Here is a 24,435-nt window from a genome sequence, read left to right as displayed (position 1 = left end):
GTCGCTACGAACTCCTCAGACGCTTTGGGCTTTCTCCACCAGTTTCTGGAGTTCGCCCTGCTGGTAGAGGTCAGACATGATGTCGGAACCGCCGACGAACTCGCCCTGAATATACAACTGGGGAATGGTCGGCCAGTTGGAAAACTGCTTGATGCCGTCGCGAATCTGCGGGTCGGCCAGGACATCTACGGTGAAAAGCTCCTTGACGCCAGCCTGTTGCAACAACTGCACGGCGCGCGCGGAAAAACCGCACTGGGGCGCGCGGGGATTGCCCTTCATATAGAGTACGACCGGGTGTTTTTCCACTTGTTCCTGAATCAGTTCTTGAATGGTAGCCATGCTAATCCTCGTTAGGTGTACGGCGTGGATGGGTTTCAGTGGCGGGCAGGATGGCGTATCTGCTGCGCCTGGTCAGGGGTGAGTGTGCGCAGGGACAGTGCATGAATTTCTTCACGCATGCGCTCGCCCAGGGCGGCATAAACCCGCTGGTGTTGCTTGACCGGGGACATGCCGACAAAAGTAGCCGAGACGACCAGCGCCTCGAAATGGGTACCGTCATCTCCCAGCACTTCCACCTGGGCGTCCGGGAGTTCCTGCTGGATGAGTGATTTGATCATATGAGCGTTCATGTGGGACATTGTATCCCATCAGCGGAGATTTGTGATCCCCTGTAGATGTCTTTTCCGCACTCCGGGCTTGGCACTACTGGCGTAGTTTGTAACCCCGGTCCAGCAGACGCCAGGCAAAAAAGCCGGTGATGAGGGCAAAAGCCAGGCTGACGCCCAGACTGACCCAGATGCTGACATCCGAATCGGCAAAAAAACCGTAACGAAAGCCGTCAATGATGTAGAAAAAGGGGTTGACCAGAGAAATCCGCTGCCAGATTCCGGGCAAGGATTGCACCGAATAAAATACCCCGGCCAGAAAGGTCAGGGGCATGATGATAAAATTCTGGAAGCCGGCGATCTGGTCGAATTTTTCAGCCCAGAGTCCGGCGATGAGGCCCAGGCTCCCCATGCCGCTGGCCCCGAGGATGGCAAAAACCAGAATCCAGAAGGGATGAATGATGGGAATATGCAAGTAGAGTAAAGCCAGCACAAAAATTGCCAGTCCCACCAAAATACCCCGAAACACCGAGGCGGCGACCATGGCGGTAAATATTTCGCTGGGCGTGAGCGGGCTGAGCAGCACAAATACAATATTTCCGGTCACCTTGGATTGAATGAGGCTGGAAGAGCTGTTGGCAAAGGCATTTTGCAAGACCGACATCATCATCAGGCCGGGCACAATGAAAGCCGTGTAACTGACTCCTGGATAGACGGTGATATGGCTCCCCAGGGCATGTCCAAATACCACCAGATAGAGGATGGTGGTGATAAGGGGAGCAGCAATGGTTTGCAGCCAGACTTTGCTGAAACGCAGGGTCTCCTTGTAAAACAAGGTCCAGGTGGGGGCCAGACTGCCCTGGATGCCGGCACTGACCCGGTTTTCAGGCACTGATGGAAGGTGAGGCAAGACTTCAGGCATCACTGCCGCGCAAACTCGGTTCCAGGATTTTCACATAGGCGCTATCGCGAATGCGGTGCTGCCATTCTTCCATGCGTTCCCGGACAATGCGGTTGAACAGTTGCATGCGTGCTGCCGCCATGATCTGTTTTTCTTCCACGGGCTGCTGGCGTTGGCCCTGGGACTGGAGAATATAGATGGCATTACCTTCACGAATCGGACTGCTGACCGCGCCGGGCTGCAGGGTGAGCAGGGTGCGTTCGAGGGTGTCCGGCAATTGCCCGGGGGCGATCCAGCCCATTTCCCCACCCTTGGCAGCCGTGTTGGGGTCTTGGCTGTAGTTTCGGGCGAGTTCAGAGAAGCGGCTGCCATTCTGCAGGGCGGTCTGAATATCCTGGGCCCGGGCTTCGGCTTCCTGCAGTTGCAGGCTACTTCCGGCCCTGAGCACAATGGCCGCAGCCTTGACCTCAGTGATGGTCGGCTGTTCGACTTTTTTGTCGAGGAGCTTGAAAATGTGGAAACCGGTGGGTCCGGCGATCACCGGACTGATATCCCCGGTTTTCAGGGACATGAGGCTTTGGGATACCGAGGCTGGCAGTTCTCCGGCTTTTACCCAGCCAATGCGCCCACCCTGCAGGGCATCGCGACCACTGCTGACCTGGGCGGCGAGGCGCGAGAAGTCTTCGCCAGCAATCAGGTGGTCCCGCACCTGCTCTGCCCGCTGGCGGGTGGCACTGATGGCATTGGGGGTCGGGTTGTTGGGTAGAGGGATGAAAATCTGCTGCAGATTAAAGCTTACTCCGCCCATTTCCTTGAGTTGGTGGGCGAAGGTTTTGACTTCATCGGGACCGACATGGACATGGCTTTCCACTTCCTGCTGCATGAGTCGATCGACAACAATACGGTCCTTGAGGTCTTTGGTGAAGCTTTTCCAGGATTGCCCCTGACTGGTCAATGCTTCCCGTAACTGACCAGGAGTCATGTGATTGGCCTGGGCCAGATTGTTGATGGCTTGGTCGAGCATGCCCTTGTCGACCTTGATGTTGGCGCGCTGCGCCATCTGCAGTTCGATATCCTGCAGAATCATCTGCTGTAGCACCTGACGTCGGAGAATGTCCTCGGAGGGCATGGCATCGGGGTCGCTTTGCTGGAGATGGGCGCTGATGGCGCTGACCCGCTGCTCCAGTTGCATGGAAGTAATGATATTGTCGTTGACGATGGCCACGATTTTATCCAGATTCACCGCGTTGCCGGGCATGGGCATAGTCATGGGGGCCAGTGTGGAGTTTTCTGAATAGGTGTGGGTGCTTGGCGCCGGGGCAGCGGCTGGCACCGGGGCCTGCGCCAGGAGGGTGTCCCGATTCAGAAAAGGCGTACTGGCCCAACCCGCCACAGGCAGTGTTCCGAGTAACAGACTCAGGGCAAAAATAAGTGGACGACGTTTGCAGGACATCAAAACTCCATACTGGCGCCCGGCACATACTGGCTGAGCAAACCGGTTGAGGCATTGCCCAGGCTGGTCAGGCCGCGCAATACGATCTCGAAATAAATGGCATTATTGGACTGCCCGCCAAGCAGGATCTGATGATACACCATCATGTGGGCTGCCCAGCAGCCACCATCATAGCCGATCCCTACCAGCTCCTCCAGAGGCTTGCGGTCGGTGACATCATACTGATAGCTCCCCAGCAACTGCCAGTTCCGGAACACCGGCCAGGCCGCAGAAACCCCGGTCTGATCGACGAAATCCCGGGTAAAGCGATAGTCGAGGTTGATGACGCGCTGGGGGCCGGGCAGCCACTGGGCGCGGAGGTTGAGGCGATCGAGCTGGTCGCTCTGGGGATTGACCTGGGAGCTGGCCAGCAGGTTCATGTCCGCCAGCGGCGCGTATTGCCCCTCGAAAAAATAATTGGATTGCACGGCTTGGGGAACGATGTCTCCGGCCAGATTGATTTGCCGCTGGTTGAAATAGCGAATTTGTCCCACGGCGACTTCCCAGAGCTGCCGACCGCTGGGGGTCAACCAGGTGCCGCGCAGACCGTAGGCTATCTGATTGGCGGCATTGATGCGATCACTGCCGCTATAGAGGACGTTGTCGGTGAAAATGCTCGGAAAATCCAGATAGGGGGCGCTGGCATCAAAATTGGGAATATCATTCTGGGCCTGCAAGGGAATGTAGGTGTATTTGAAAATGGGTTGCAGGAGCGCCGTGCTGCCGTTGCTGCCATAGCGGACAAAGTTCAGTCCACCCTTCAGGCTCAGGGCGGGAAGGGTGCGATTGGTGGCACGGGCATAGGACGCGTTGCGCTGAATCTGGTAATGGCTGTAGTACAGGCGCGCCTGGGGTTCCAGAAAGCCCCAACCCCGGCTGAAACGCCAACCCAGGGTGGGGGTCAAATCCAGGCGCTGACCAATGGGGCCGGTAGTCGCCGAAAAATAATTGAAGCTGCTATGCCAGTTAAAATAGCCGTTACGTCCCACCCGCCAGTAGCCATCGGCATAAAGACGGGGTAATTGGGAGTAGGGTGCGCTGCTGTTCGGCGCGAGCTCCTGATAACCCTGTAAAACCGCGCCAGCACTGATATGGGCATTGTTGTAGTAAATGCCTCCGGTTGAGGTGATATAGGGGGCATTACCAATCCCGCCGATAAAACTGCTGCCGAATCCTGCGGTACTGCCAAAATCCGAGAGAAAGTTTTTGTAACTGACGCGATTGTAGTCGACGTTGAAACTGAAACCGTCGCCCAGATTCTGGTTATGTTGCCAGGAAATCGCCCAGACGTTTTTATGGGTCAGTTGATCCGAGGGCAGCAAATCCAGAAAAAGCCTGCCGCTGTAATTGGGTTCCAGATAACGAAATTCGTTTTGCAACATGACTCCACGCCGGGTGAAATAATTCAGGGTGAAGGTGTCATCCAGATTGCGGGCAATATCAAAATAATAGGGTATGCCCAGGTAAAAGCCGTTGATGGTGGAGCTGCCCACGCCCGGCGCCAGAAAGCCGGAATGGCGTTTGAGAGGGAAGCTGAAATAGGGCATCCAGAATACCGGAACGCCCGATACATTCAGGATGGTATTTCTGGTGGTCACATAATTGTCGTTCTGATTGAGGTCCAACTGGCTGCTCCAGAGTCGCCAGGCCGGGACTTTGCCGTGGCAGGTGGTGTAGCAGGCCTCATTGAGTTGATAGTGACCCTTGCTCAATTCCCGGCCGCTTTCAGCATGGCCGTGTCCCTGTTCGGCCTCAAGGAGATAACGGGGGTGTACGACCACCCCCTCATTGGCCTTGAGGTGAATGGTGGCCTGGGGAGCGGCCGTGACCAGGCCGGGGCTGACCATGCGTACATGGCCGTCCGCCAGAATCTCATCCTTGCGCTGGTTGTAATGCACCGTATCGGCATATACCCGCCGATCTCCATAGAGGACCTCGACGTTGCCGGTGGCGGTCCAGTGCCCGCTACCCAGGCCATTGACCTTATCGGCGTAGAGGGTGATGGGTTGTTCCACTGCCGCCCAGGCCAGACCAGGACTCAGCAATACCGCCAGCAGGGCCAGATAAATGCGACGTCGCGGAGCAGCGTTGCGTCCGGACGGAAGCGGACTCCCATGCCGAAAATCGCGAAGCTGCTGGAAAGGGCTTTTCATAGGCGCCTAAAATCGCACAAAATGCTTTTATGTCGCAATCTCTAAAGCACACAAATATCACTTCGCCCGTGATTTCCGCAGGGGGCATGACGGCGGATGCCGCAGTCTGGCTGCACGGTCAGGCTGTGGATACCGGGCAGGCTCAGGCCATTCCCGGTGACGCCAGCGCCCGGCGCTACTGGCGGCTGGCGGGACGGCGGCTGTTTATGGATGCGCCCGCACCGGAAGATATTCTCTCCTTTTTGCGGGTACAACAGCGCTGGCGGCATGCCGGGCTACCCGTGCCCAAAATCCTGGCGGCCCAGTTGCAGCCAGGATTTGTCCTGCTGGAAGATCTGGGGAGTAAAGATCTCAAGACCATCCTTGATGCGGGTACTGATATAGAGCAGTGGATGCAGCAGGCGCTGGATCTGATTCTGGCGGTTCAGCTTGCCGGCAGGGCCGATGCGTCGCGACCTCTGCTGTCCTGTTTTTCCCGGCAAGATCTGGAAGAGGAGTTGGCCTTATTCCATGACTGGTATCTGCTCAGACATTTGGGCGTGACGCTGGATGGGAAGGAGCAGCGGACATTGCACAAACTTTTCGCCCTACTGGTGGACAATGCCTTGCATCAGCCTCAGGTGTGGGTGCATCGGGATTTTCACGCCCGCAACCTCATGCTGCAGATGGACCACCGGCGCCTGGTCATGATTGATTTCCAGGATGCCGTGACCGGTCCCTGGACCTATGATCTGGCCTCCTTGCTCTGGGACCGCCATTGGGATTGGGGGCGGGTGAGGCGGCAAGGTTGGATTTTGGACTTTCAGCGCAGACTGACAGGGACTTGCAAACGAGATATGCCGCAAGAACCCTTCCTGCGCAGTGTCCTATGGATGGCCTTGCAGCGTAATTTCAAGATTCTGGGTATTTTCTGTCGTCTGGCTTATCGTGATGGCAAGTCAGGGTATCTGGATCTGCTGCCGCAATTTCGGAAATATGTCCTGGATGCCTTGACGGAAGATACGCAGTTGAATCCTTTTCTTCCGACCTTCTCGCGCTGGCTGGCGGCATGACGCGGGCGATGATTCTCGCCGCTGGGCGGGGCGAACGCTTGCGTCCCTATACGGATCATCTCCCCAAGCCCTTGCTGGAAGTGGCAGGCAAGCGGCTCATCGTGCGCCACCTGGAATCGCTGGCGGCTGCGGGTATCCGCGAGGTCGTCATCAACATCGGTCATCTGGGTGATCGGATTGTGGAAAGCCTGGGACATGAATGGCATGGATTGCGGATCATCTATAGCGACGAAAGATCGGGACGGCTGGAGACCGGTGGTGCCTTGATCCGTGCTCTGCCCTACCTAGGGAGTGCCCCTTTCCTGCTGGTCAACGGCGATATTTGCACGGATTTCCCCTGGGATCTGCTCATGCAGGAAAGCAGGGCTTCGGTCCATCTGGTGCTGGTTCCCAATCCGGCCCATCATCCTGCCGGCGACTTTGCCCTGCATGCGGGAGTAGTGGCTTTGCAGGGCGAAGAACGTCATACTTATGCAGGCATCGCGCGTATTGACCCGGCACTGTTGCAGGCATATCCCGAGCAGTCAGCGCCCTTGGCGCCCTGGTTGCGGCAGTGGATTGCTGAGGGAATCGTGGCGGGAACCCTGTATCGGGGAATATGGACAGACGTAGGTACGCCGGAGCGGTGGCAGTTGGCGCAGGAAATATGCAGGATACGGCAAGATGGAATTTGATCTGGTAGCGGTCCAGGAGGCGGTAACCGTTTCCGGGGAATGTCGGGAGCGCTGGCGGAAGGATTGGGTGGCGCTGATGGAACTCGCCGTCTGGGGGGACTTGCGCAGTCAACAGATTGGCCTGGCGGGCAAGTTGCGCAAAAGGATTCTGGAATTTGGCGAACGCTTGCGCTCTTACGTCAGTGACCGGAGCTGGATACCCCATCCGCGTGATCAGATTAAGAATGCCCTGAGCACCAGTTTGCAACTGCGGGAAGTCATGGAAAAAGTGGACGAAGTGCTGTGCCCGTTCGCTGAGGGGGCCGATCTTGCCCGCCTGCAATCTTTCTGGCAGGCGTTCAGCGCCCGACTGATGACGGATATCACGGAGCGCGAAGGCGCGCTGGTAGCATTATTGAACCAGCAATACCAAGAAGAAATTTGATTTATTTTGACCCAGGTCTATCAGAATCATCTATGAAGATTGTTTATACATTGGTCATTATTGGCGCCTTGGCGCTTTTTGCCCTGCTTTTGTGGTGGGCGCAAGGACAAGTGGCGGTCAGCCATACGCCGAAAGACAGCAGCAGCTGGTATGTCCAGCATCCCCAAAGTCTCGCTGCAGAAAACCTGCGTTGCTGGACCTTGCTTCGGCAGACTTCGTTTGCCGACATTGACAAGGTCATGGCAGCACATCCCCATTGTCATGCCGTATATGAAGCCATTCAGGAACAGGACGGTGATCGTGCGGATTGAGATTTTAGCGTCATGACATCGGGTATGGATGCCGACAGCTTGCTGGCCACCGGGCGCGATGTGTTGCGTCTGGAGGCTGAGGCGGTGGGGGCCCTGGAAGCGCGTCTCGATGCGAGTTTTGTCGATGCCTGTGCACTCCTGCTGCAATGCTCGGGACGGGTAGTGGTGAGTGGCATGGGCAAGTCCGGGATTATCGCCAAGAAAATCGCCGCCACCCTGGCCAGTACCGGTAGCCCGGCCTTGTTCCTGCACCCTGCCGAAGGCAGTCACGGCGATCTGGGGATGCTGACTCGCTCCGATTGTCTCTTGGCCCTGTCCAACTCGGGAGAAACTGCTGAATTGCTGGCCATTCTCCCAGTGGTTAAACGTTTGGCCGTGCCGCTGATTGCCATGACCGGAAACCCGCGGTCGACCCTGGCGCGCAGCGCCGCGGTGCATCTCAACTGCAGTGTGCAGCGCGAAGCCTGCCCGCTGAATCTGGCACCTACGGCCTCTACCACCGCGACGCTCGCCATGGGCGACGCCCTGGCCATGGCGTTGTTACAGGCCCGTGGTTTTTCGGCAGACGATTTTGCCCTCTCCCACCCCGGAGGCAGTCTCGGCAAGCGTTTGCTGCTTCGGGTCCAGGATGTGATGCACCAGGATCAGGCTCTGCCCAAGGTGCAACGGGAAACCCTGTTGCGTGATGCGGTCTTGGAGATGAGCAGCAAGGGCTTGGGCATGACGGCGGTTGTGGACGCCGAGGATCGGGTTTTGGGGATATTTACCGATGGCGATTTGCGCCGAGCTTTTGCCCAACGTCAGGATCTCTGGGAGCAACCCATGTCGGTGCTGGCTCACACTCAGCCACGGAGCATCCGTGCCGAGGCGCTGGCGGCCGAGGCACTGGCTCTCATGGAAAGCAATCGGGTGGGTGCATTGCTGGTCGTGGATGACAATTATAAACTGGTCGGCGCGTTGAACATGCATGATTTGCTGCGTGCCGGGATTGTATGAAGCGCCTGACTGCAGAGTTGTTGACCGAATGTGCCGCGCAAGTTCGCCTGCTCATCCTGGACGTGGATGGAGTGATGACCGACGGACGCCTGTATTTTGATGATGCCGGCACCGAAAGCAAAGCCTTCCATGTGCGTGATGGTTATGGAATCAAGCTGTTGCAGGCCCAGGGTGTGGAATTGGCCATCATTACCGCACGATTTTCTCCGGCGGTGGCGCATCGTGCCCGGGATCTGGGCATCAAGCATCTTTTTCAGGGGTGCAAGGACAAACACCTGGCTTATAGTGAGCTGAAGCTGGCTTTGCACATCGAAGACTCCATGGTGGCCTATATGGGAGACGATTTGATTGATCTGCCCATTTTACTTCGCGTCGGATTGGCTACCGCACCGGCGGATGCGCATCCGGAACTGATCCAACAGGTCCATTGGCAAAGCCGCTACCAGGGTGGTCGCGGCGCCGTCCGGGAACTATGTGATCTGATCTTGCAGGCCAAGGGTTGCTGGCCCGAGGTGTTGGCCCAGGCTAGCCAGAAGGGGCATTGCTGATGTTGCGCTTGCGTTTTCCCAGCCTGGGTTTCACCGTGCTGGTGCTCCTCCTTGCCGGGTTGGTCTGGTGGTCCTGGCCGCAGCACCCCCTGTCGCTGCCGCAGATTGATTGGCATGGACAAATTCATAAGGGGGATCAGGCTGCCGAAGACGTGGTCATGCGCCAGTATGATGCCGCCGGAAAACTGGATCTGCTGGCCACAGCCCATACGGCCTATCACGAACCCCATCGCGATCAAACCATTCTCAGCGAGGTGGAGGTGAAGCGTTTTCGGCCTGGTCAGGAACTGAATTTACAGGCCGACCAGGGAAAGGTCGATGGCCCCAGTCACCTGATTACCCTGTGGGGAAACGTCATCGGGACGCTGCAACCGGATACCCGTTTTTTGACCAGAAAGGTGCACTATGATCCGCAAACGGGCATTATTAGCACCCAGGATGCCGTCCGGCTGGAACATGGCCAGGACTGGATGACCGGAAAGGGGCTCTGGGCATCGGTCAAAACCGAGGAGGTCAATATTTTGCGGAATGTGCGTGGTGTGTATGCGCCGTAAGTTTTTGTCGATTGGTCACTACTGGCCATTAGGGCTGGTGCTGGTTTCCTGGGCGGCCCTGGCGGCGCCTGCCGTCCAAGCGCCACTGGCCAAGGGACCTATCCATATCACTGCCGACACCCTGCATGCCGAAAACAAGCCCTCCCAGCAGGCCACTTATCAGGGGAATGTCATCTTGACCCAGGGGGATGTGGTCATTCATGCCAGCAAACTCGTGATTACGGCGCTGCGGGGTAAAGTGCAAACGGCTACCGCAACGGGTAGTCCGGTCAGCTTTACCATGTCCAGCGCGCAGCGTCATGGTTATGGCGACACCCTGATATACAAGCCAACAACGGCGGAGATCATCTTGCAGGGTGACGCCCATCTCTGGCAGGAAAAAAATGAAATCAGTGGCCAGCGGGTGACGTACTTTCTGAACAGCCAGCAGACGGCAGTGACCGCTGCGCCCGGGCAGCGCGTTCACTCCGTATTTTATCCCGCAGCAGCCAACCGCTCTGCCAGCGGTGGGAGGCCATGAGCGACCAGCTCCAGGCCCAGTCTCTGGTCAAATCCTACCGTCGCCGCACGGTCGTCCGCGATGTCTCGGTCGAGGTTACCGCCGGGGAAGTGGTGGGCTTGTTAGGTCCCAACGGGGCTGGAAAGACCACCACTTTCTACATGATGGTCGGACTGGTGCGTCCGGATCGTGGCCATATTTTTCTGCAAGGGCGGGATATTACCGCCCTTCCCATGCACGAACGTGCGCGTATGGGCCTGGGTTATCTTCCCCAGGAACCTTCGGTATTCCGGCAGATGACGGCAGCAGACAATATTCTGGCGGTTCTGGAAATCCTGCCCCTCAGCAAGACCGAGCGGCAGGATCGTCTGGATCAACTTTTGGCCGAATTGCATCTGGGTTCCCTGCGCGACACCAAGGGACACAGTCTTTCCGGCGGCGAGCGACGGCGGGTGGAAATCGCCCGCGCCCTGGCCATGAGTCCACGCTTCATCTTGCTGGATGAACCTTTTGCCGGAATCGACCCGATCTCGGTGCTGGAAATCCAGCGCCTGATTCAAGACTTGCGGGAACGCGGCATTGGTATCCTGATTACCGATCATAATGTGCGCGAAACATTAGGCATTTGTGAACGCGCCTATATACTGCATGATGGGAAGGTGTTGACGACCGGAAGCCCTCAGGAAATTGTGGATGACCCCATGGTCCGTCAGGTTTACCTGGGGGATCAGTTTCGAATCTGAATCTGGAAGACCATGAAACAAGGTTTAGAACTCAAACTCGGTCAGCATCTGGCCATGACCCCGCAACTGCAGCAGGCCATTCGTCTGCTGCAGTTATCGACGGTTGATCTGCAGCAGGAAGTGCAGGAGATGCTGGAAAGCAATCCTCTTCTGGATGAGGATGCTTCCGGCGAAGAATCTGGTATGTCGGGTTCTGCCCTTGCCCCTGAACCCAGGGAAGCCCCCGGTGAAGATCGCCAGTTGGATTTGGCCGCCGAGGATACCCTGCCGGATGATTTGCCTGTCGACAGTCAGTGGGATGACGTATTTGATATGGGCACCAGTGCCTCAGGCGGAGGTTCTGACGAAGAGCTTCCCGACTTTGAAGCGCGCAACAGCCGCAGTCAAAGTCTTCAGGATTATTTGCGCTGGCAGGCGGATATGACGCATTTCAGTCCCGAAGAGCGGAACATTGCAGAGATGATCATTGACGCCATTGATGATCGGGGCTATCTGATTGAAAATCCCAATGATCTTGCCGCCGCCATGGGGATTGACCCGCCCCTTCTTCAGACCGTATTGCAGCGTGTTCAAGATTTTGACCCTCCCGGAGTGGCTGCACGAGATCTGGGAGAGTGCCTTTTCCTGCAACTCCGGCAGCTGACGGATGTGGATCCGGAGGTCCAACGGTTGGCGGTGAAACTGGTCCAGGACCATTTGCAAGCCCTGGGCCGCCATGATTATCCCCGCTTGTGTGCCAGTCTGGGGGTTGATGAAACCATGCTGAGGGCGGCCATGGCGCTGATCTCTGCGCTCAACCCCAAGCCCGGTGAAGAAATAGGCAGTGAAGACACCGAGTACGTCATTCCCGATGTCATCGTCCGCTGGTCTGGCAAACGGCTGCGGGTTGACCTGAATCCCGAAGCCATGCCTCGGTTGCGTATCAATCGCCGCTATGCCGGCATGGCGGGCGGAAAGGATGCTGCCCATAAATACATTCAGGATCAACTCAATGAAGCGCGTTGGTTTATCAAGAGCCTGCAAAGTCGCCAGGAAACCATCCTGAAAGTAGCCCGGGCGATTGTCGACAAGCAGAAGGATTTTTTCATCAATGGCCCAGAGTCCATGCGTCCCATGGTGCTGCGCCATATTGCCGAAGCCGTGGAGATGCACGAATCCACCGTATCCCGGGTAACCAACCAGAAATACATGGTCACTCCCCGTGGCCTTTATGAGTTCAAGTACTTTTTTTCCAGTCATGTGGGAACGGACAGTGGCGGTTCGGCATCGGCGACGGCCATTCGGGCCTTGTTGACCAAATTGACCCAGTCGGAAAATCCCAAACATCCCTTGAGCGACGCAGAAATTGCCAAGGTTCTTGCGGAGCAGGGTATCCAGATTGCCCGCCGGACAGTGGCCAAGTATCGGGAGGCCGCCAATATTCCGCCTGCCAGCCAGCGGCGGCGGCTTTAGGTTTCGGCGCAGGGTTTTTTGTGGCGGCGGTTGGCGCTACACTGAGGCTGGGCCCCATTCAGGGGTGATTATCATAAACTATCCTCGCAAGAGGACAGGAGAGCGCCATGCAAATTACCATTACCGGTCAGCACCTGGATCTGACAGAAGCCCTGAAAACTTATGCAGAGGATAAAATTGGCAAGCTTGATCGACATTTTGATCAGGTGATTGATGCCCGGCTTGTTCTGAAACATGCGCCCCATGAAAACCCCGAAAATGCCGCTGATGTGACCATGTATACAGCGGGACATGTATTTCACGCGGAATCCCGGCACGCCGATATGTACCGTGCGTTGGATCTGGTAACGGAAAAACTGGAGGCCCAGATCAATAGTTACAAGGAAAAACGGCAGGATCGGCGTAACGACAATCCTGCCGGGCTGGCCGTTATTGCCGAGACGGAATGAACCTGGGCCATGATGATTCTGCCTTTAGCTCCTCAACAAATTCTGATTGATCCTCCAGTTGCGGATGCCGAGGCAGTGCTGGAAGCCTTGGCGGCCTTGCTGGCGGAGTCGACTGGACAGCCCGCCGCCGTGATCGCCGAAGCGCTGAAAAGTCGAGAAGCCCAGGGTTCCACCGGGATCGGGCATGGTGTAGCCCTACCCCATGCGCGCGTTGATGGGGCGACCGAGGTGGCTGTGGTGGCCCTGCGCAGTGCGCAGGGTATCCCCTTCGCCGCACCCGATGGACTGGAAGTGCGGGTATTCGTCGCCGTGGCTGTGCCCAAAACCGCAGCCACGGCCCATCTCGAGATTCTTTCGAGCTTGGCCGTGCGTCTGGCATCCGCGGAAGTGCGAGCCGACTTGCTGCAGGTGTCCGATGGGGAAGGTTTTTTTGCGGTATTGACCCAATCTGACTAGCTTTCAGGGAAAGCGCGGACATGGAAAGGCAGATCAGTCTGCGTCGACTTTGCGAAGATCTCCACAAGGAAATGTTCTGGGATTGCCTCTGTCGACCGGGAAAGGATTTTTATTTACGCGGTGATCCCTTGGCAGAAGATGATGTCAATGGTGCTGCCCTGGTCGGATTTCTGAATTTTATTCGTCCTCACGTAGTGCAAATAGCCGGCGCCCGCGAGATGCAGTTTTTACGCCAGCATCCCCAGGGTTTCGAACAGTTCCTGACGGAAAAGCTGCGCCTGATCGTGCTTTGCGAAAAGGAGACTCTGAGTCCGGAAATGTTGGAAATCCTCCAGTCACGACAAGTGGCGGTCATGGTGACTAACCTGGAGGTGCAGAAAGTGCTGGCCCGCCTGCGGCTCTATTTACACCGCGAGCTGGCAGCCCGGCAGCAGGTCCATGGGGTGTTGGTGGATGTGCTGGGCGTGGGTTTGTTGTTGCAGGGCGAGGTCGGTATCGGCAAAAGTGAACTGGCTCTAGAATTGGTCAGCCGTGGTCATCGTCTGGTGGCGGATGACAGCGTCCTCTGTATTCGTGAAGCCCCTCAGGTCATCACCGGCCATTGTCCCGCCCCGCTACGGAATTTTCTGGAGGTGCGGGGTCTGGGCATCATCAATATTCGGGAATTTTTTGGTGCAGCGGCCATTGTACGTTCCAAACGCATTCGTCTGGTGGTCGAAATCCAGGATATGCAGGATATGGAAATAGCCGATATCGACCGGCTCCAGGGCAAGGTCGATCATCTCGATATTCTCGGTGTTCCCCTGACGCGTTTGCGCATGCCGGTGTCGGCGGCCCGCAATCTTGCGGTGCTGGTGGAAGCCGCGGCCCGCAGTCAGTATGTGAAAGAGTCGGGAGGCGACATGCTGGCTGATTTTGAAGAACAGGTGCGCCTGAGTGTCGGAGAGGAATGACGGTGGAACGGGATTTCATTATTGTCAGTGGATTGTCCGGCTCGGGAAAATCCACGGTGCTGCAGGCCCTTGAAGATCAGGGCTATTATTGCGCCGACAATTTACCCGCCACGCTTCTGCCGGCTTTTGGTGCGCAATTGGCTCATCGGCAGGGACATGCCTTGCTGGCGGCCGTCAGTATTGATGTGCGCAACCGCGATTTTTTTGCAGCCTTGCCCCAGGCTCTGAAGGAGTTACGGGAAACCTATGGATTGCATCCGCGCATCCTGTTTTTGGAGGCCAGCGAAAGTACCCTCCTGCAACGCTACAGTGAAACCCGGCGCCGCCATCCCCTGACGGATGACAGTGCCGCGACTCCCGGTGAGTCCCTGCTGAAAGCCCTGCAGAGGGAGCGGGAACTGGTGCAGCCCCTGGCCGACATGGCCGATAAAAGACTGGATACCTCCCAGATCAATACCCACCAGCTCCGTTTGCGGGTACAAGCCTGGAGTCTGGCTTCACGCCACTACGGGGAGTTGGTACTCCTGCTGCAGTCCTTTGCCTTCAAACGGGGACTGCCTCTGGATTCGGATTTTGTGTTTGATCTGCGGGCCCTGCCCAATCCACACTATGAGCCAGAACTGCGCGCCTTGACCGGTCGTGATCCGGCCGTGCAGGCGTTTCTGGCGAATCGCCCCGAACTGCAAACGGCAATGGGGTCTCTCAAGGAATTTCTTCGGGCCTGGTTGCCGCCTTTTGCTCGGGAACATCGCAATTATGTGACGGTATCCCTGGGCTGTACGGGGGGGCAACACCGCAGTGTGTATATGGTAGAAGTGCTGGCACGGGAATTACTGGGCAAGGGTCAACGTATCCTGATTCAGCATCGAGAACTCAATATCACAGAGACTTTGACATGATCCATATTGTGCTACTGACCCATGCGGGTATGGGGCGGGCTTTTGCCAATACCCTGCAACATATTTTCGGGACATTGCCAACAGGGGTGGAGGTCGTGGAGATTCTCCCCGATGAAAATCCGGAAGCCGGACGCCGACGCCTCTGGGAGTTGATCGAGAGTCTGGCGGAAGACGATGCCATGCTGATTCTCAATGATCTTTATGGAGCGACACCGGCTAACCTGATTCCGGCTATTCTTCCCGAGGAACGGGTTGCGGCGGTGAGTGGTTTGAGCCTGCCGATGTTGCTGCGCGCCCTGTCGCGGCGCGAAGAAGGGCTGGCCGCAGCCCGTCAGGGTGCCATGGACGGCGCTGTTCAGGGTGTTGTGGACATCTTGGCCAAGCGCGCGGCACCTCTAGCCTGTTCTTGCTGAACCCGCCCATGGGCAGGTTCAGGTGGATGCTGATGGTATAGCCCCTCAATCCAGAGCGGGTTATGCTGTAAAATCAGCTTGACCTTATTACCGTGGAGCAAGAACTGTGACTGTCCGCGTTGACTATCCTATTATCAACCAGTTGGGATTACATGCCCGGCCTTCGGCAAAATTTGTCAGTCTATCGGCACGTTACCCTTGTGCAGTCTGGTTAGAGAGAAATGGCCAACGCGTCAACGGGAAAAGTATCATGGGGCTGATGACCCTTGCAGCAGCCCAGGGAACTGTGCTGACGCTGGAAACCGAGGGCGAACAAGAGCAAGCCTGCGCCGATGCTTTGCTGGCGTTGGCTGCGGATCGATTCGGGGAGGACACATGAGTTTTGAACTGGCGGGTATCGGGGCTTCTGGTGGGATTGCCATTGGCACGGCACTGGTACTGGAGCCGACGACGCTGGATATCCCCGAACATCTGCTGGCTCCTGATGCGGTTGAAGCAGAGGTGCTGCGTCTGCGCGCGGCCCTCAGTAGTGCTCGTGACGAACTGCTTGCCGTGCGGGATGTCATTCCTGCCGATGCACCTCAGGATACCCGCCTGTTCATTGATGCCCATCTGTTGATGCTGGATGATCCTGCCCTGCGGGAAAGGCCACTACGCTCCATTCGTGAGGAACATCGTAATGCCGCTTGGGCCATTCAGCTGGAACGGGAGCGTCTGCTGGAAATTTTTGATCGCATGGAAGACGCCTACCTGCGCGCCAAACGCGAAGACATTATCCAGGTCACCGACAGGGTCTTGCGTCATCTGATGGGCGGAAAGCCGCCGGCACTGCAGAGTGCCGAAGGCCAGATCATCATTGCCGAAGAGTTGACCCCGGCAGATACCGTGCTCATGAAAAAGGACAAGGTTTTGGCTTGGGTAACCGACTTCGGGGCGGCAAACTCCCACGCCGCCATTCTGGCCCGCAGCCTGGGACTTCCTGCCGTGGTTGGTGCGCACTCGGCCAGCCGGCTGCTGCGCAGCGGGGATACCGTGATTGTCGATGGCGACCAGGGAATCATTTTGGTGGCCCCCGACGCACTGGTGCTGCGTCAGTATCGGGGCTTGCAGGAGCAGCGGCATCGGCGCCGACGCCTTCTGGAAGAACAACGGGATCTGCCAGCGGTAACGGTGGATGGTGTGACCATTCATCTGCGCGCCAATATCGAATTACCCGACGACTCCGATCTGGTGCGGCGCATGAATGCCGATGGTGTGGGTTTGTACCGTAGTGAGTTTCTGTTCATGAACCGTCCCGATATTCCCGATGAGGAGGAGCAATATCAGGCTTTTTCCCGGGTCGTCAGGGAAATGGCGGGGGCTCCGGTGACCATTCGTTCACTGGATATCGGCGCGGACAAGGGTCTGAAAGAAGATGAAGGGCTAGGACATAACGCCCTCAATCCGGCTCTGGGGTTGCGCGGATTGCGTCTTTGCCTGCGCCGTCCCGAATGGTTTCGTCCCCATTTGCGGGCCATATTGCGGGCTTCGGCCCTGGGTCCGGTACGCTTGATGCTGCCTATGCTCAGCAGTATGAGCCAATTACTGCAAAGCCGGGCGCTGGTGAGTGAATTGCAGGCAGAATTGCGGAGTGAGGGGCTGGACTGTGATCCCGATATGCCTCTGGGAATTATGGTGGAAGTCCCCGCCGTGGCCATGGCCGCCCATTATTTTGCCGGATGTGCCGATTTTTTCTCCATCGGGACCAACGACCTCATCCAGTATGCCCTGGCGGTTGATCGGGGGGATGATGACGTGAACGATCTTTTTGACCCCTTGCATGTCGGGGTTCTCGGGATGATTCAGCACACCATCGCCGCCGGTCATGCCAAGGGTATTCCGGTAGCTATGTGCGGCGAAATGGCGGCCAACCCAGCATTTACCCCTTTGCTCCTGGGGTTGGGCCTGCGTGAATTCAGTATGTACCCGGGTGCCATTCCGGAAGTGAAGGAAATTATCCGCCAGACCTCCATTGTCGAGGCCGAGCGCCTGGCCATGGGTGCTCTCGCCGGAGAGTTTGCGGTTACTCTGGAGACGGGACATCGCTAGGGCAGGGCTGCGCCGTGTAGGGCTAGTGTTGATGCTGCTCCTGCTCCTGCCGGTATTCGGGGGGATGATATTCTGGCTCGTGGGTGGCCCTCGTTTGCTGCTGGAAGAATATCTGGGTGCCCGGGTGGGGATGTCCGTGCATCTGGCAGATAATCCCCGATTTTACTGGGGAAAGCGCTACCTTCAGGTTTTTTTGCAAGGTCTGCGTATCGGGCCTGAGCGGCATCCCTCTTTGCGGGTGCAGCGACTGATGTTCAGTTTGCCCTGGCGGCCTTTGCTGAGCGGCCATGTCCATATCCAGCAGATTTTACTCGATCAGCCTGCGGTGAATATGCCCTGGCCAGGGGGTGCAAGTCCAGGTCCGGCCAAAACCCGCAGCGCCACTCGTGAGAATTTCTCTTTGCCCGCCGATATTCTGATCCGCAACGGCAGCCTGCGCTGGCAGGATCTGGCAGGACATGACCTGCACCTGTCAGGCATCCAGGTCAGTCTGCCCCGCTCAGGCATGGGCACTGTAGCCGGGCGCTGGACCTGGAAGCGGCACACCGGTCATCTGCAGTTGCACATGACGCTTCAGTCCAGCAAAGGATTTTCGGTACACCACCTGCAGTTGTTGATTGCCAGCCACCCCGCCTGGGGTAGCTTGGCTCTGCGGATGCCCAGTCTGCAAATGCACCAGCAGTCCCTGTGGATACCAGAAATGCAGGGCCACTGGCAGACAAGTCAGGGACAGTGGGCAAAAGGAGCCTTGCAGCATCTTTGCGCGCAACTGGACCAGCAAAAACTGGAAATGGGCAGCGCCACCCTGGATATGGGATCAGATTTCAGCGCTCATATGGAAAATAGCCGTTTTTCCTGGGCGCAAGCATCCGGCCAGACCCATTACAGGGTGACCGCCCGGCATCTGCCGGCATTGGCCCATCAATGGGGGCTGCCCTGGCCGCAGCTGACAGATGCCAAGGTCCCGGAAAAGTTCATGATGGCTGGCGAACTGAACTGGCAGGCTCCCCGGTTTCACTGGGTAATTCATCAGGGGCTGCTCGATGATAGCCCCTGGTCGGGACAGATCAGCGGAGCCTGGAAACCCCTGGCGATACATCTGGATCTGCGCATCAAGCGTCTGAATCTTGGGGCCTATCTTCCGGCTCCCAAACCAGGGCCGGGAGCCATATTGCCCCGTATTCCTGACCATTGGCCGATTACTGGATCGCTGCACATTGGCAAGTTGGCCTGGGGAAAAATCCGCGCGGAGAATGTTCTGATCCGCAGCCCGAAAGAAGCCGGGTCTGAGACGGTCGCACCATGATCCCTATTGCCGATACCCTGCTGGCCTGGTACGCCGAAAATGGTCGCCATGATCTACCCTGGCGGCAGACGCGGGACAGCTATGCACTCTGGCTTGCGGAAATCATGTTGCAGCAAACCCAGGTAGAGACGGTCAAACCGTATTACTCTGGTTTTTTGCAGGCCTTGCCTGGCTGGGAGGCTCTGGCCCGGGCACCCCAGGATCAGGTGCTGGCCCTGTGGAGTGGGCTCGGATATTACGCCCGGGCACGCAATGCCCAACGTGCTGCCCAAAAAGTGGTGGCAGATTTTGCCGGACGATTTCCCGACACGCGCGAAGCGGCTGAAACTTTGCCCGGAGTCGGACGCAGCACCGCGGCGGCCGTGCTGGCCAGTGCTTATGCCCAGCAGCAGGCGATTCTTGATGCCAATGCCCGGCGGGTACTGATCCGTACCCAGGCTGTTCATGGCGATCCCAAGTCCACCAGGACGCTGCAGCATTTGTGGAAGCTGGCTGAGGCGTTGACAGCAGCCGATGCGCATAGCTATAACCAGGCCATTCAGGATTTTGGTGCATTGATCTGCATGCCCCGCCATCCCCGCTGCCCTGAATGCCCCTTGCAGTGCCGTTGTAGGGCTTATGCGGAGGGGCTGAGCGAACAGTTACCTCTCAGGATTCGCAAGTACGGTACTCAGGAGCGCTGTGTTTTTTTTCTGCGAATAGAAGACGGCGATGGCCGGGTGTTTCTCGAAAAAAGGCCGGATTCCGGTATATGGGGTGGATTATGGTGTCTGCCCCAGTTCCATCCTCAAGGTGCATCGGAACAGCCTGTTCCTTGTACGGCTCAGCATGATGCCTTGGCTGATGGTGACGCACTGCGCGAACAGGTGCGTCGGTTTTGTGCCACGCAGTATGGTCTGGCGGTGGAAGTGCAGGGGCTGACAGCCTTTTATAAGCACGTATTCACCCACTTTCAATTGCATTTCCGTTGTATTCGCACCTGCTTGCAGGATGATGAGCAGGGAATGAAAGTGGCTGATCAGGCTTTGTCTGGCCGCTGGTATGCCCCAGAAGCCGCTTTAGCCAAGGGGCTTCCAACCCCGATACGCAGGATGTTAAGTCAGTCGGCCTGACTTGCCCGCGAGGCCGGTTCGGGTAAGATGGGCAACAATCCCTTCATAACCGGGTATGCTAGTGAGGAAGTCCGTCATGTCTCGAATGGTGCAATGTGTAAAGCTGGGTCACGAAGCCGAAGGCTTGGATCGTCCACCCTATCCTGGTCCCTTGGGCGCGCGGATTTATCAGGAAGTCTCCAAGGAGGCCTGGCAAGGCTGGCTGAAGCATCAGACGATGTTGATCAATGAATATCGTCTTTCCCCCATTGATCCCAAGTCCAGAACTTTTCTGGAAAAACAGATGGAAGCCTACTTTTTTGGTGATGGCGCCCAGCAACCTGAAGGCTTCGTTCCGCCTTCTGTCTAAGCCTGTTTTGTGGACCCGGAGGCGTACCAATTGGGGTGCCCTTCGGTGTGAGCCAACAACACATAAGGTCATCATTGGTGGCGAGTCGTGGAATGACGACAGACCTCTGCGGCATCAGATCATCCATTTATTACAAAATCCTTTCCGCCTGTCGCCGGCAGGTGACGCATTTTTCAAAGTATAAGGGGATGCCAATCCCAATCAGGATTTATTCACTGTAAAATCAATCTATTGAAATATTGGCATGTATTGTGCTTAAAAGATCGTGCTGCTGAAACAGCGCCGCTGGAAGCGGAAACCTGGAATCACCTTTTGAGGAGAGCTTATTTATGAAGAAAATCGTTGCCCTGACTGCTGCCCTGTCTTTCTTGACTGCCACTGCTGCTTTTGCGACCACCGAAGTGCCTGCCAAGGCTCCCGAAAAGACCGTGGAACACAAAGCTCCTGAGCACAAAATGGTGAAGAAGGCTGAGCCAAAAAAAATGGAAAAGAAAGAAATGAAGAAACCTGAAGTTGCCAAGAAAGTGGAAAAAAAGAAGGCTGAACCCGCTGCGTAAGCAGCCCCGACCCGCGACCAGATGGCGCGGGTTTCAGCTTTACTGACAAACCCGGGGACGATTCTCCGGGTTTTTTGTGTTTTAAAAAAAGCAGGAGAGCCGCCAGTTCCAGGCTTGCCCGTCAGTCTCCGCGCTGATCAGCGGTGCGCAGCTTCAGCAAGCCATAGCCCGCTGTGTTCGGTTCCGGTTGCGCTTTAGGCTGGGTGAATTTACGCTGCACTGGTCTGTTGTTGGGAGAGCAAAGCTTCATGGCCCTGCGTCCGAGTTCCATTTCCAAGCTGGTGGTGTTTGGTTTCGGCCTGGCTATCGTACCGCTGGTGCTGGTCATCGTCAGCGTTACTCTTTCTATCGCGCATTTTGCCGAACAAGGCCAGGTCAGCATTTTGCGGGCAGTCGCCATGAGTGATGCCGCCAACCGCATGAATAACGCCGTGCGTTCCATGGAACGTTATGGTCTGCAGTACACGGTATTGCAGGATCAGGCATTACTGGTCCTCTACGATCAAAGTTTCAGCGAATACAAAAAAGCCAGTGCCCGATTTGCGGCAGCAGGACCTTCTCCCCTCGACAGGGATCGTCTGCATCGTCTGGCCGATCACCTGGTCAGGGCGCGTCAGCTTTTACCCTTGGTTTCCTTGGAAGGAAACCGGACTGCTCTGGAAAGTGATTTCAGTCGGGCCAGCGGAGAAGCGCAGCGACTGCAAAGTGATGTCAATGAAGGGATCAGTACCGAGGTGGGTAAGCTCGGTACCCGGGCTCTTGCCATCAAGAGGCTGACCATTATCGAGGTTCTGCTGGTTTTGCCGTTGTCGGTTGCGGTGGCCATTGTGTTCATCATTCTGATTACCCGCCCTGTCCGGCGACTGGATCAGGCGGTCTCGGGGCTGGGTGCGGGCGATCTGGAAACCCCCATTGCCGTCAAGGGGCCGCGCGATATTGCCAGCTTGGGTGATCGTCTGGAATGGTTACGTAATCGTCTCAATGCCCTGGAAGCGGCGAAACTGCATTTTTTGCGCCAGCTTTCCCATGAATTGAAAACGCCCCTTACGGCCATTCGCGAGGGCTCGGAATTGTTGCAGGAGGATCTGGGCCAGAATCTCAGTGCAGAACAGCAGGAAATCGTCCAGATTGTGGGGGACAACAGTTTGCGCTTGCAGCGCCTCATTGAAGATCTGTTGCGTTTCAGTCTCGCCGAAGGGCCGGTGGGTGCCGGGATGGTCCGGGATTTGTCCCTGACGCGGGTACTGGAGGAATTGTTGTTGAGCTACAAGCCCAGCCTGCGCAGTAAATCCCTGCATCTGGAGACCCATCTTGAAGAAGTGCAGATTCGGGGGCATGCAGATAGACTTCGCACTATTTGTGACAATTTATTGTCAAATGCCGTGAAATTCTCGCCTCAAAACGCTACCATACGGGTGGATTTGCAAGTACAGGGCGAAGAAGCGCTGCTGGACGTTCAGGATGAGGGACCCGGAGTGGACCCAAGTGAACGCGAAAAGATTTTTGATATTTTGTATCGTGGAGAAGCTTCAGATTCCGGAAAAATCGAAGGTAGCGGTTTGGGGTTGGCCATTGCCAGGGAATATGTGCTGAGTTACGGGGGAAGTCTTGAATTGCAAGATAAAAAAACACCAGGCGCCTGGTTTCGTTTGCGTCTTCCGCTCGCGGGGCTGGATGCTGCTGTTCATGCCTCTGATGCTGGCGGGATGCGCCAGCATCCCAGCTCCACTACCGCCTAATGCCGTATTGCTCAAACCAGGAGAACAGATCATCAAAACCGCTGAACTGGCTACCCTCAAGGCACAAATCGCGGAACTGGAAAAAGTTACGCCGGTCACCGCCTCCTGTATTTCCGAAAAAGCGGAAGCCGCAATGTTGAGCAAGCAACTGGCCGATGCGCGGGCCGGAGATCCTGGTTACCAGAAGCTGGAAAACAAGGTGAATGATTTGCAGAATCGTCTTCAGCAGTCCCAGCAACATGAGGCCGAACTGCGCCGTAAACTCAATGAGCTGGTACAAATTGAAAAAAATGCCCGTTTCCCCCAGGGACAATGACCAATGACCGATAAAGGTAAAATTCTCCTGGTTGACGATGACGCTGATTTGCTGCGGTTGTTGTCACTACGGATGAAATCCGCAGGATACAGCATCAGTACGGCGGCCAATGGTAATGAGGCCTTGTCTCTACTGGCCATGGAACATCCGGGACTGGTGATTACCGATCTGAAAATGGACCAGATGGACGGCATGGCTTTACTGGATGCCATCCGCCGGGAATATCCCACCCTGCCGGTCATCATCCTGACGGCCCACGGTTCTATTCCCGATGCCTTGCTGGCGGCAGATCAGGGAGTTTTTGCCTTTTTGACCAAACCCTTCGATGGAAAAGATTTGATGGCCCAGGTGGAACGGGCTTTCAGCCTGACGGCAGCTGTTGCCCCTGCTGCGGGGAAAAAAGGGAAAGATACCAGCTGGGATAGAATTCTTACCCGGAGTCCCAAAATGCAGGCGGTGCTGGATCAGGCGCGGCTGGTGGCGGCTTCGGACGCCAGCGTTTTTGTTCACGGCGCCAGTGGCACCGGTAAGGAGTTACTGGCCCAGGCCATTCACCAGGCCAGTCCCCGGCGCGCCCATCCTTTTATTGCCCTCAACTGTGCCGCTTTTCCCGAGCAATTGCTGGAGTCTGAACTGTTTGGCCATAAAAAGGGTGCCTTTACCGGGGCTGCCAATAATCATCAAGGCTTATTTCAGGCTGCCGAAAAAGGCACCTTGTTTCTGGACGAGATTGGCGATATGCCGCTTTCTCTACAGGTCAAGTTGTTGCGCGCCCTGCAGGAGCGCGTTATCCGCCCGGTGGGTTCCACGGAAAGCATCGCCGTGGATGTACGAATCATCTCGGCCAGCCATCGTGACCTGGAAAAGGAAATGGCCGAACGGCGCTTCCGGGACGATTTATACTATCGCCTCTGTGTGGTGACCCTGGAGCTGCCGGCGCTGGCCGAACGCCCCGAAGACATCCCCTTGCTGGCGGAGTTTTTCCTGCGGGATACGGCCGCCAAAAACCGCAAGGATGTGCGCGGGATTGCCCCGGAGGCCATGGAATTGCTGGTGGCCGCGCCCTGGCCGGGCAATGTCCGGCAGTTAGCCAATGTGATCGAGCAGGCGGTGGTGTTGTCCACCACGCCCCGCATCGGCGCACCCTTGATCCGCCACGCTCTCCGCGACAAGGAAGGGGAAGTGATGCCCCTGGCGGATGCCAAGGGCCGCTTCGAAATGAATTATTTGATCCAGATCATGCGCATGACCCGGGGCAACGTGAGTCAGGCGGCACAACTGGCCCAGCGCAATCGCACGGAATTCTACCGCTTGTTACGGCGTTATCATCTGGATCCCGCCGCCTTCAAGGAAAATGGTGCTGCCGATGAGGATGAGGGCGAAGAATGAACAAA

General features: G+C 56.8%; 32 protein-coding genes. 24 read left to right on the top strand and 8 right to left on the bottom strand.

Annotation, left to right across the window (positions count from 1 at the left end):
* Positions 1–15: 15 nt before the first annotated feature.
* The 5 genes from grxD to ACJU26_RS15115 all read right to left on the bottom strand — a co-directional run bounded on the left by grxD (position 16) and on the right by ACJU26_RS15115 (position 5,151).
* The gene (grxD, locus tag ACJU26_RS15135; RefSeq protein WP_215842500.1) at positions 16–339 is read right to left on the bottom strand and encodes a Grx4 family monothiol glutaredoxin; all 324 of its coding nucleotides are present in this window, start codon (positions 337–339) and stop codon (positions 16–18) included.
* Positions 340–374: 35 nt separating this feature from the next.
* Positions 375–617, bottom strand: coding sequence for a BolA family protein (locus ACJU26_RS15130; protein ID WP_414040427.1), 243 nt, complete (start codon positions 615–617; stop codon positions 375–377).
* A gap of 85 nt (positions 618–702) precedes the next feature.
* Positions 703–1,527, bottom strand: a complete 825-nt coding sequence (locus ACJU26_RS15125; protein ID WP_414040426.1) for an ABC transporter permease — start codon at positions 1,525–1,527, stop codon at positions 703–705.
* Positions 1,520–2,959: a peptidylprolyl isomerase gene (locus ACJU26_RS15120; protein WP_414040425.1), complete on the bottom strand. Its 1,440-nt coding sequence runs from the start codon at positions 2,957–2,959 to the stop codon at positions 1,520–1,522. Before ACJU26_RS15120 ends, ACJU26_RS15125 begins: the two co-directional genes overlap by 8 nt.
* Positions 2,959–5,151 (bottom strand): LPS-assembly protein LptD, encoded by a 2,193-nt coding sequence (locus ACJU26_RS15115; RefSeq protein WP_414040424.1) that lies wholly within the window; start codon positions 5,149–5,151, stop codon positions 2,959–2,961. Before ACJU26_RS15115 ends, ACJU26_RS15120 begins: the two co-directional genes overlap by 1 nt.
* 86 nt (positions 5,152–5,237) lie before the next feature.
* On the opposite strand from ACJU26_RS15115, the gene ACJU26_RS15110 reads away from it, so the two are divergent.
* The 17 genes from ACJU26_RS15110 to ptsP all read left to right on the top strand — a co-directional run bounded on the left by ACJU26_RS15110 (position 5,238) and on the right by ptsP (position 17,662).
* Positions 5,238–6,203, top strand: coding sequence for an aminoglycoside phosphotransferase family protein (locus ACJU26_RS15110; protein ID WP_414040423.1), 966 nt, complete (start codon positions 5,238–5,240; stop codon positions 6,201–6,203).
* The gene (locus ACJU26_RS15105) at positions 6,200–6,877 is read left to right on the top strand and encodes a nucleotidyltransferase family protein (RefSeq protein ID WP_414040422.1); all 678 of its coding nucleotides are present in this window, start codon (positions 6,200–6,202) and stop codon (positions 6,875–6,877) included. The genes ACJU26_RS15110 and ACJU26_RS15105 overlap by 4 nt, the downstream gene beginning before the upstream one ends.
* Positions 6,867–7,301, top strand: a complete 435-nt coding sequence (locus ACJU26_RS15100) for a hypothetical protein (protein WP_414040421.1) — start codon at positions 6,867–6,869, stop codon at positions 7,299–7,301. The genes ACJU26_RS15105 and ACJU26_RS15100 overlap by 11 nt, the downstream gene beginning before the upstream one ends.
* 32 nt (positions 7,302–7,333) lie before the next feature.
* Positions 7,334–7,612 (top strand): hypothetical protein, encoded by a 279-nt coding sequence (locus ACJU26_RS15095; RefSeq protein WP_414040420.1) that lies wholly within the window; start codon positions 7,334–7,336, stop codon positions 7,610–7,612.
* 12 nt (positions 7,613–7,624) lie between these two features.
* On the top strand, positions 7,625–8,608 hold the full coding sequence (locus ACJU26_RS15090; RefSeq protein WP_414040419.1) for a KpsF/GutQ family sugar-phosphate isomerase: 984 nt from the start codon (positions 7,625–7,627) through the stop codon (positions 8,606–8,608).
* Complete coding sequence (locus ACJU26_RS15085) at positions 8,605–9,156, top strand: KdsC family phosphatase (protein WP_414040418.1); 552 nt, start codon at positions 8,605–8,607, stop codon at positions 9,154–9,156. The genes ACJU26_RS15090 and ACJU26_RS15085 overlap by 4 nt, the downstream gene beginning before the upstream one ends.
* Positions 9,156–9,710 (top strand): LPS export ABC transporter periplasmic protein LptC, encoded by a 555-nt coding sequence (lptC, locus tag ACJU26_RS15080; RefSeq protein WP_414040417.1) that lies wholly within the window; start codon positions 9,156–9,158, stop codon positions 9,708–9,710. The genes ACJU26_RS15085 and lptC overlap by 1 nt, the downstream gene beginning before the upstream one ends.
* A complete protein-coding gene (gene lptA / locus ACJU26_RS15075; protein WP_414040416.1) occupies positions 9,700–10,230 on the top strand; it encodes a lipopolysaccharide transport periplasmic protein LptA in 531 nt (176 codons plus the stop codon). Before lptC ends, lptA begins: the two co-directional genes overlap by 11 nt.
* Positions 10,227–10,952: an LPS export ABC transporter ATP-binding protein gene (gene lptB / locus ACJU26_RS15070; protein WP_414040415.1), complete on the top strand. Its 726-nt coding sequence runs from the start codon at positions 10,227–10,229 to the stop codon at positions 10,950–10,952. Before lptA ends, lptB begins: the two co-directional genes overlap by 4 nt.
* Positions 10,953–10,964: 12 nt before the next feature.
* Positions 10,965–12,404, top strand: a complete 1,440-nt coding sequence (locus ACJU26_RS15065; protein WP_414040414.1) for an RNA polymerase factor sigma-54 — start codon at positions 10,965–10,967, stop codon at positions 12,402–12,404.
* Positions 12,405–12,511: 107 nt separating this feature from the next.
* Positions 12,512–12,853 carry a ribosome hibernation-promoting factor, HPF/YfiA family gene (gene hpf / locus ACJU26_RS15060; RefSeq protein WP_414040413.1) on the top strand — a complete coding sequence of 114 codons (342 nt, stop codon included), beginning with the start codon at positions 12,512–12,514 and terminating at the stop codon, positions 12,851–12,853.
* A gap of 9 nt (positions 12,854–12,862) precedes the next feature.
* Positions 12,863–13,309 carry a PTS sugar transporter subunit IIA gene (locus ACJU26_RS15055; RefSeq protein ID WP_414040412.1) on the top strand — a complete coding sequence of 149 codons (447 nt, stop codon included), beginning with the start codon at positions 12,863–12,865 and terminating at the stop codon, positions 13,307–13,309.
* 20 nt (positions 13,310–13,329) lie between these two features.
* Positions 13,330–14,262: an HPr(Ser) kinase/phosphatase gene (gene hprK, locus ACJU26_RS15050; RefSeq protein ID WP_414040411.1), complete on the top strand. Its 933-nt coding sequence runs from the start codon at positions 13,330–13,332 to the stop codon at positions 14,260–14,262.
* Positions 14,259–15,161, top strand: a complete 903-nt coding sequence (gene rapZ / locus ACJU26_RS15045) for an RNase adapter RapZ (protein WP_414040410.1) — start codon at positions 14,259–14,261, stop codon at positions 15,159–15,161. Before hprK ends, rapZ begins: the two co-directional genes overlap by 4 nt.
* Positions 15,158–15,574, top strand: coding sequence for a PTS sugar transporter subunit IIA (locus tag ACJU26_RS15040; RefSeq protein WP_414040409.1), 417 nt, complete (start codon positions 15,158–15,160; stop codon positions 15,572–15,574). Before rapZ ends, ACJU26_RS15040 begins: the two co-directional genes overlap by 4 nt.
* A gap of 106 nt (positions 15,575–15,680) precedes the next feature.
* Positions 15,681–15,953: an HPr family phosphocarrier protein gene (locus ACJU26_RS15035; RefSeq protein WP_215842516.1), complete on the top strand. Its 273-nt coding sequence runs from the start codon at positions 15,681–15,683 to the stop codon at positions 15,951–15,953.
* The gene (gene ptsP, locus ACJU26_RS15030; RefSeq protein ID WP_414040408.1) at positions 15,950–17,662 is read left to right on the top strand and encodes a phosphoenolpyruvate--protein phosphotransferase; all 1,713 of its coding nucleotides are present in this window, start codon (positions 15,950–15,952) and stop codon (positions 17,660–17,662) included. Before ACJU26_RS15035 ends, ptsP begins: the two co-directional genes overlap by 4 nt.
* Before the next feature lie 22 nt (positions 17,663–17,684).
* On the opposite strand, the gene ACJU26_RS15025 is transcribed toward ptsP, so the two are convergent.
* Genes ACJU26_RS15025 through ACJU26_RS15015 form a run of 3 tightly spaced genes read right to left on the bottom strand, consistent with a single transcriptional unit; the run spans position 17,685 to position 18,419 of the window.
* A complete protein-coding gene (locus ACJU26_RS15025) occupies positions 17,685–17,951 on the bottom strand; it encodes a hypothetical protein (RefSeq protein ID WP_414040407.1) in 267 nt (88 codons plus the stop codon).
* Between the two features lie 18 nt (positions 17,952–17,969).
* Positions 17,970–18,122, bottom strand: coding sequence for a hypothetical protein (locus ACJU26_RS15020; RefSeq protein ID WP_414040406.1), 153 nt, complete (start codon positions 18,120–18,122; stop codon positions 17,970–17,972).
* 39 nt (positions 18,123–18,161) lie between these two features.
* Positions 18,162–18,419, bottom strand: coding sequence for a hypothetical protein (locus ACJU26_RS15015; protein WP_414040405.1), 258 nt, complete (start codon positions 18,417–18,419; stop codon positions 18,162–18,164).
* A gap of 219 nt (positions 18,420–18,638) precedes the next feature.
* On the opposite strand from ACJU26_RS15015, the gene ACJU26_RS15010 reads away from it, so the two are divergent.
* From ACJU26_RS15010 to ACJU26_RS14980, 7 genes are all read left to right on the top strand, one after another.
* Positions 18,639–18,968 carry a hypothetical protein gene (locus ACJU26_RS15010; RefSeq protein ID WP_414040404.1) on the top strand — a complete coding sequence of 110 codons (330 nt, stop codon included), beginning with the start codon at positions 18,639–18,641 and terminating at the stop codon, positions 18,966–18,968.
* On the top strand, positions 18,965–20,080 hold the full coding sequence (mutY, locus tag ACJU26_RS15005) for an A/G-specific adenine glycosylase (RefSeq protein WP_414040403.1): 1,116 nt from the start codon (positions 18,965–18,967) through the stop codon (positions 20,078–20,080). Before ACJU26_RS15010 ends, mutY begins: the two co-directional genes overlap by 4 nt.
* 76 nt (positions 20,081–20,156) lie before the next feature.
* Positions 20,157–20,429, top strand: coding sequence for an oxidative damage protection protein (locus tag ACJU26_RS15000; RefSeq protein WP_101536456.1), 273 nt, complete (start codon positions 20,157–20,159; stop codon positions 20,427–20,429).
* A gap of 329 nt (positions 20,430–20,758) precedes the next feature.
* Positions 20,759–20,986, top strand: a complete 228-nt coding sequence (locus ACJU26_RS14995) for a hypothetical protein (RefSeq protein ID WP_414040402.1) — start codon at positions 20,759–20,761, stop codon at positions 20,984–20,986.
* Between the two features lie 248 nt (positions 20,987–21,234).
* Entirely contained in the window at positions 21,235–22,725 is a 1,491-nt protein-coding gene (locus ACJU26_RS14990; protein WP_414040401.1) for an ATP-binding protein, read from the top strand.
* Positions 22,673–23,041, top strand: a complete 369-nt coding sequence (locus ACJU26_RS14985; RefSeq protein ID WP_414040400.1) for a hypothetical protein — start codon at positions 22,673–22,675, stop codon at positions 23,039–23,041. The genes ACJU26_RS14990 and ACJU26_RS14985 overlap by 53 nt, the downstream gene beginning before the upstream one ends.
* A 3-nt stretch (positions 23,042–23,044) precedes the next feature.
* Positions 23,045–24,430, top strand: a complete 1,386-nt coding sequence (locus ACJU26_RS14980) for a sigma 54-interacting transcriptional regulator (protein WP_414040399.1) — start codon at positions 23,045–23,047, stop codon at positions 24,428–24,430.
* Positions 24,431–24,435: the final 5 nt, after the last annotated feature.

Origin of the sequence: Acidithiobacillus sp. M4-SHS-6 (assembly GCF_047421495.1) — a bacterium.
In the GTDB taxonomy this organism is placed as follows: domain Bacteria; phylum Pseudomonadota; class Gammaproteobacteria; order Acidithiobacillales; family Acidithiobacillaceae; genus Acidithiobacillus.
The sequence above is the reverse complement of the archived record's forward strand: the minus strand, read 5'-3'. Positions and strand labels throughout refer to the sequence as shown.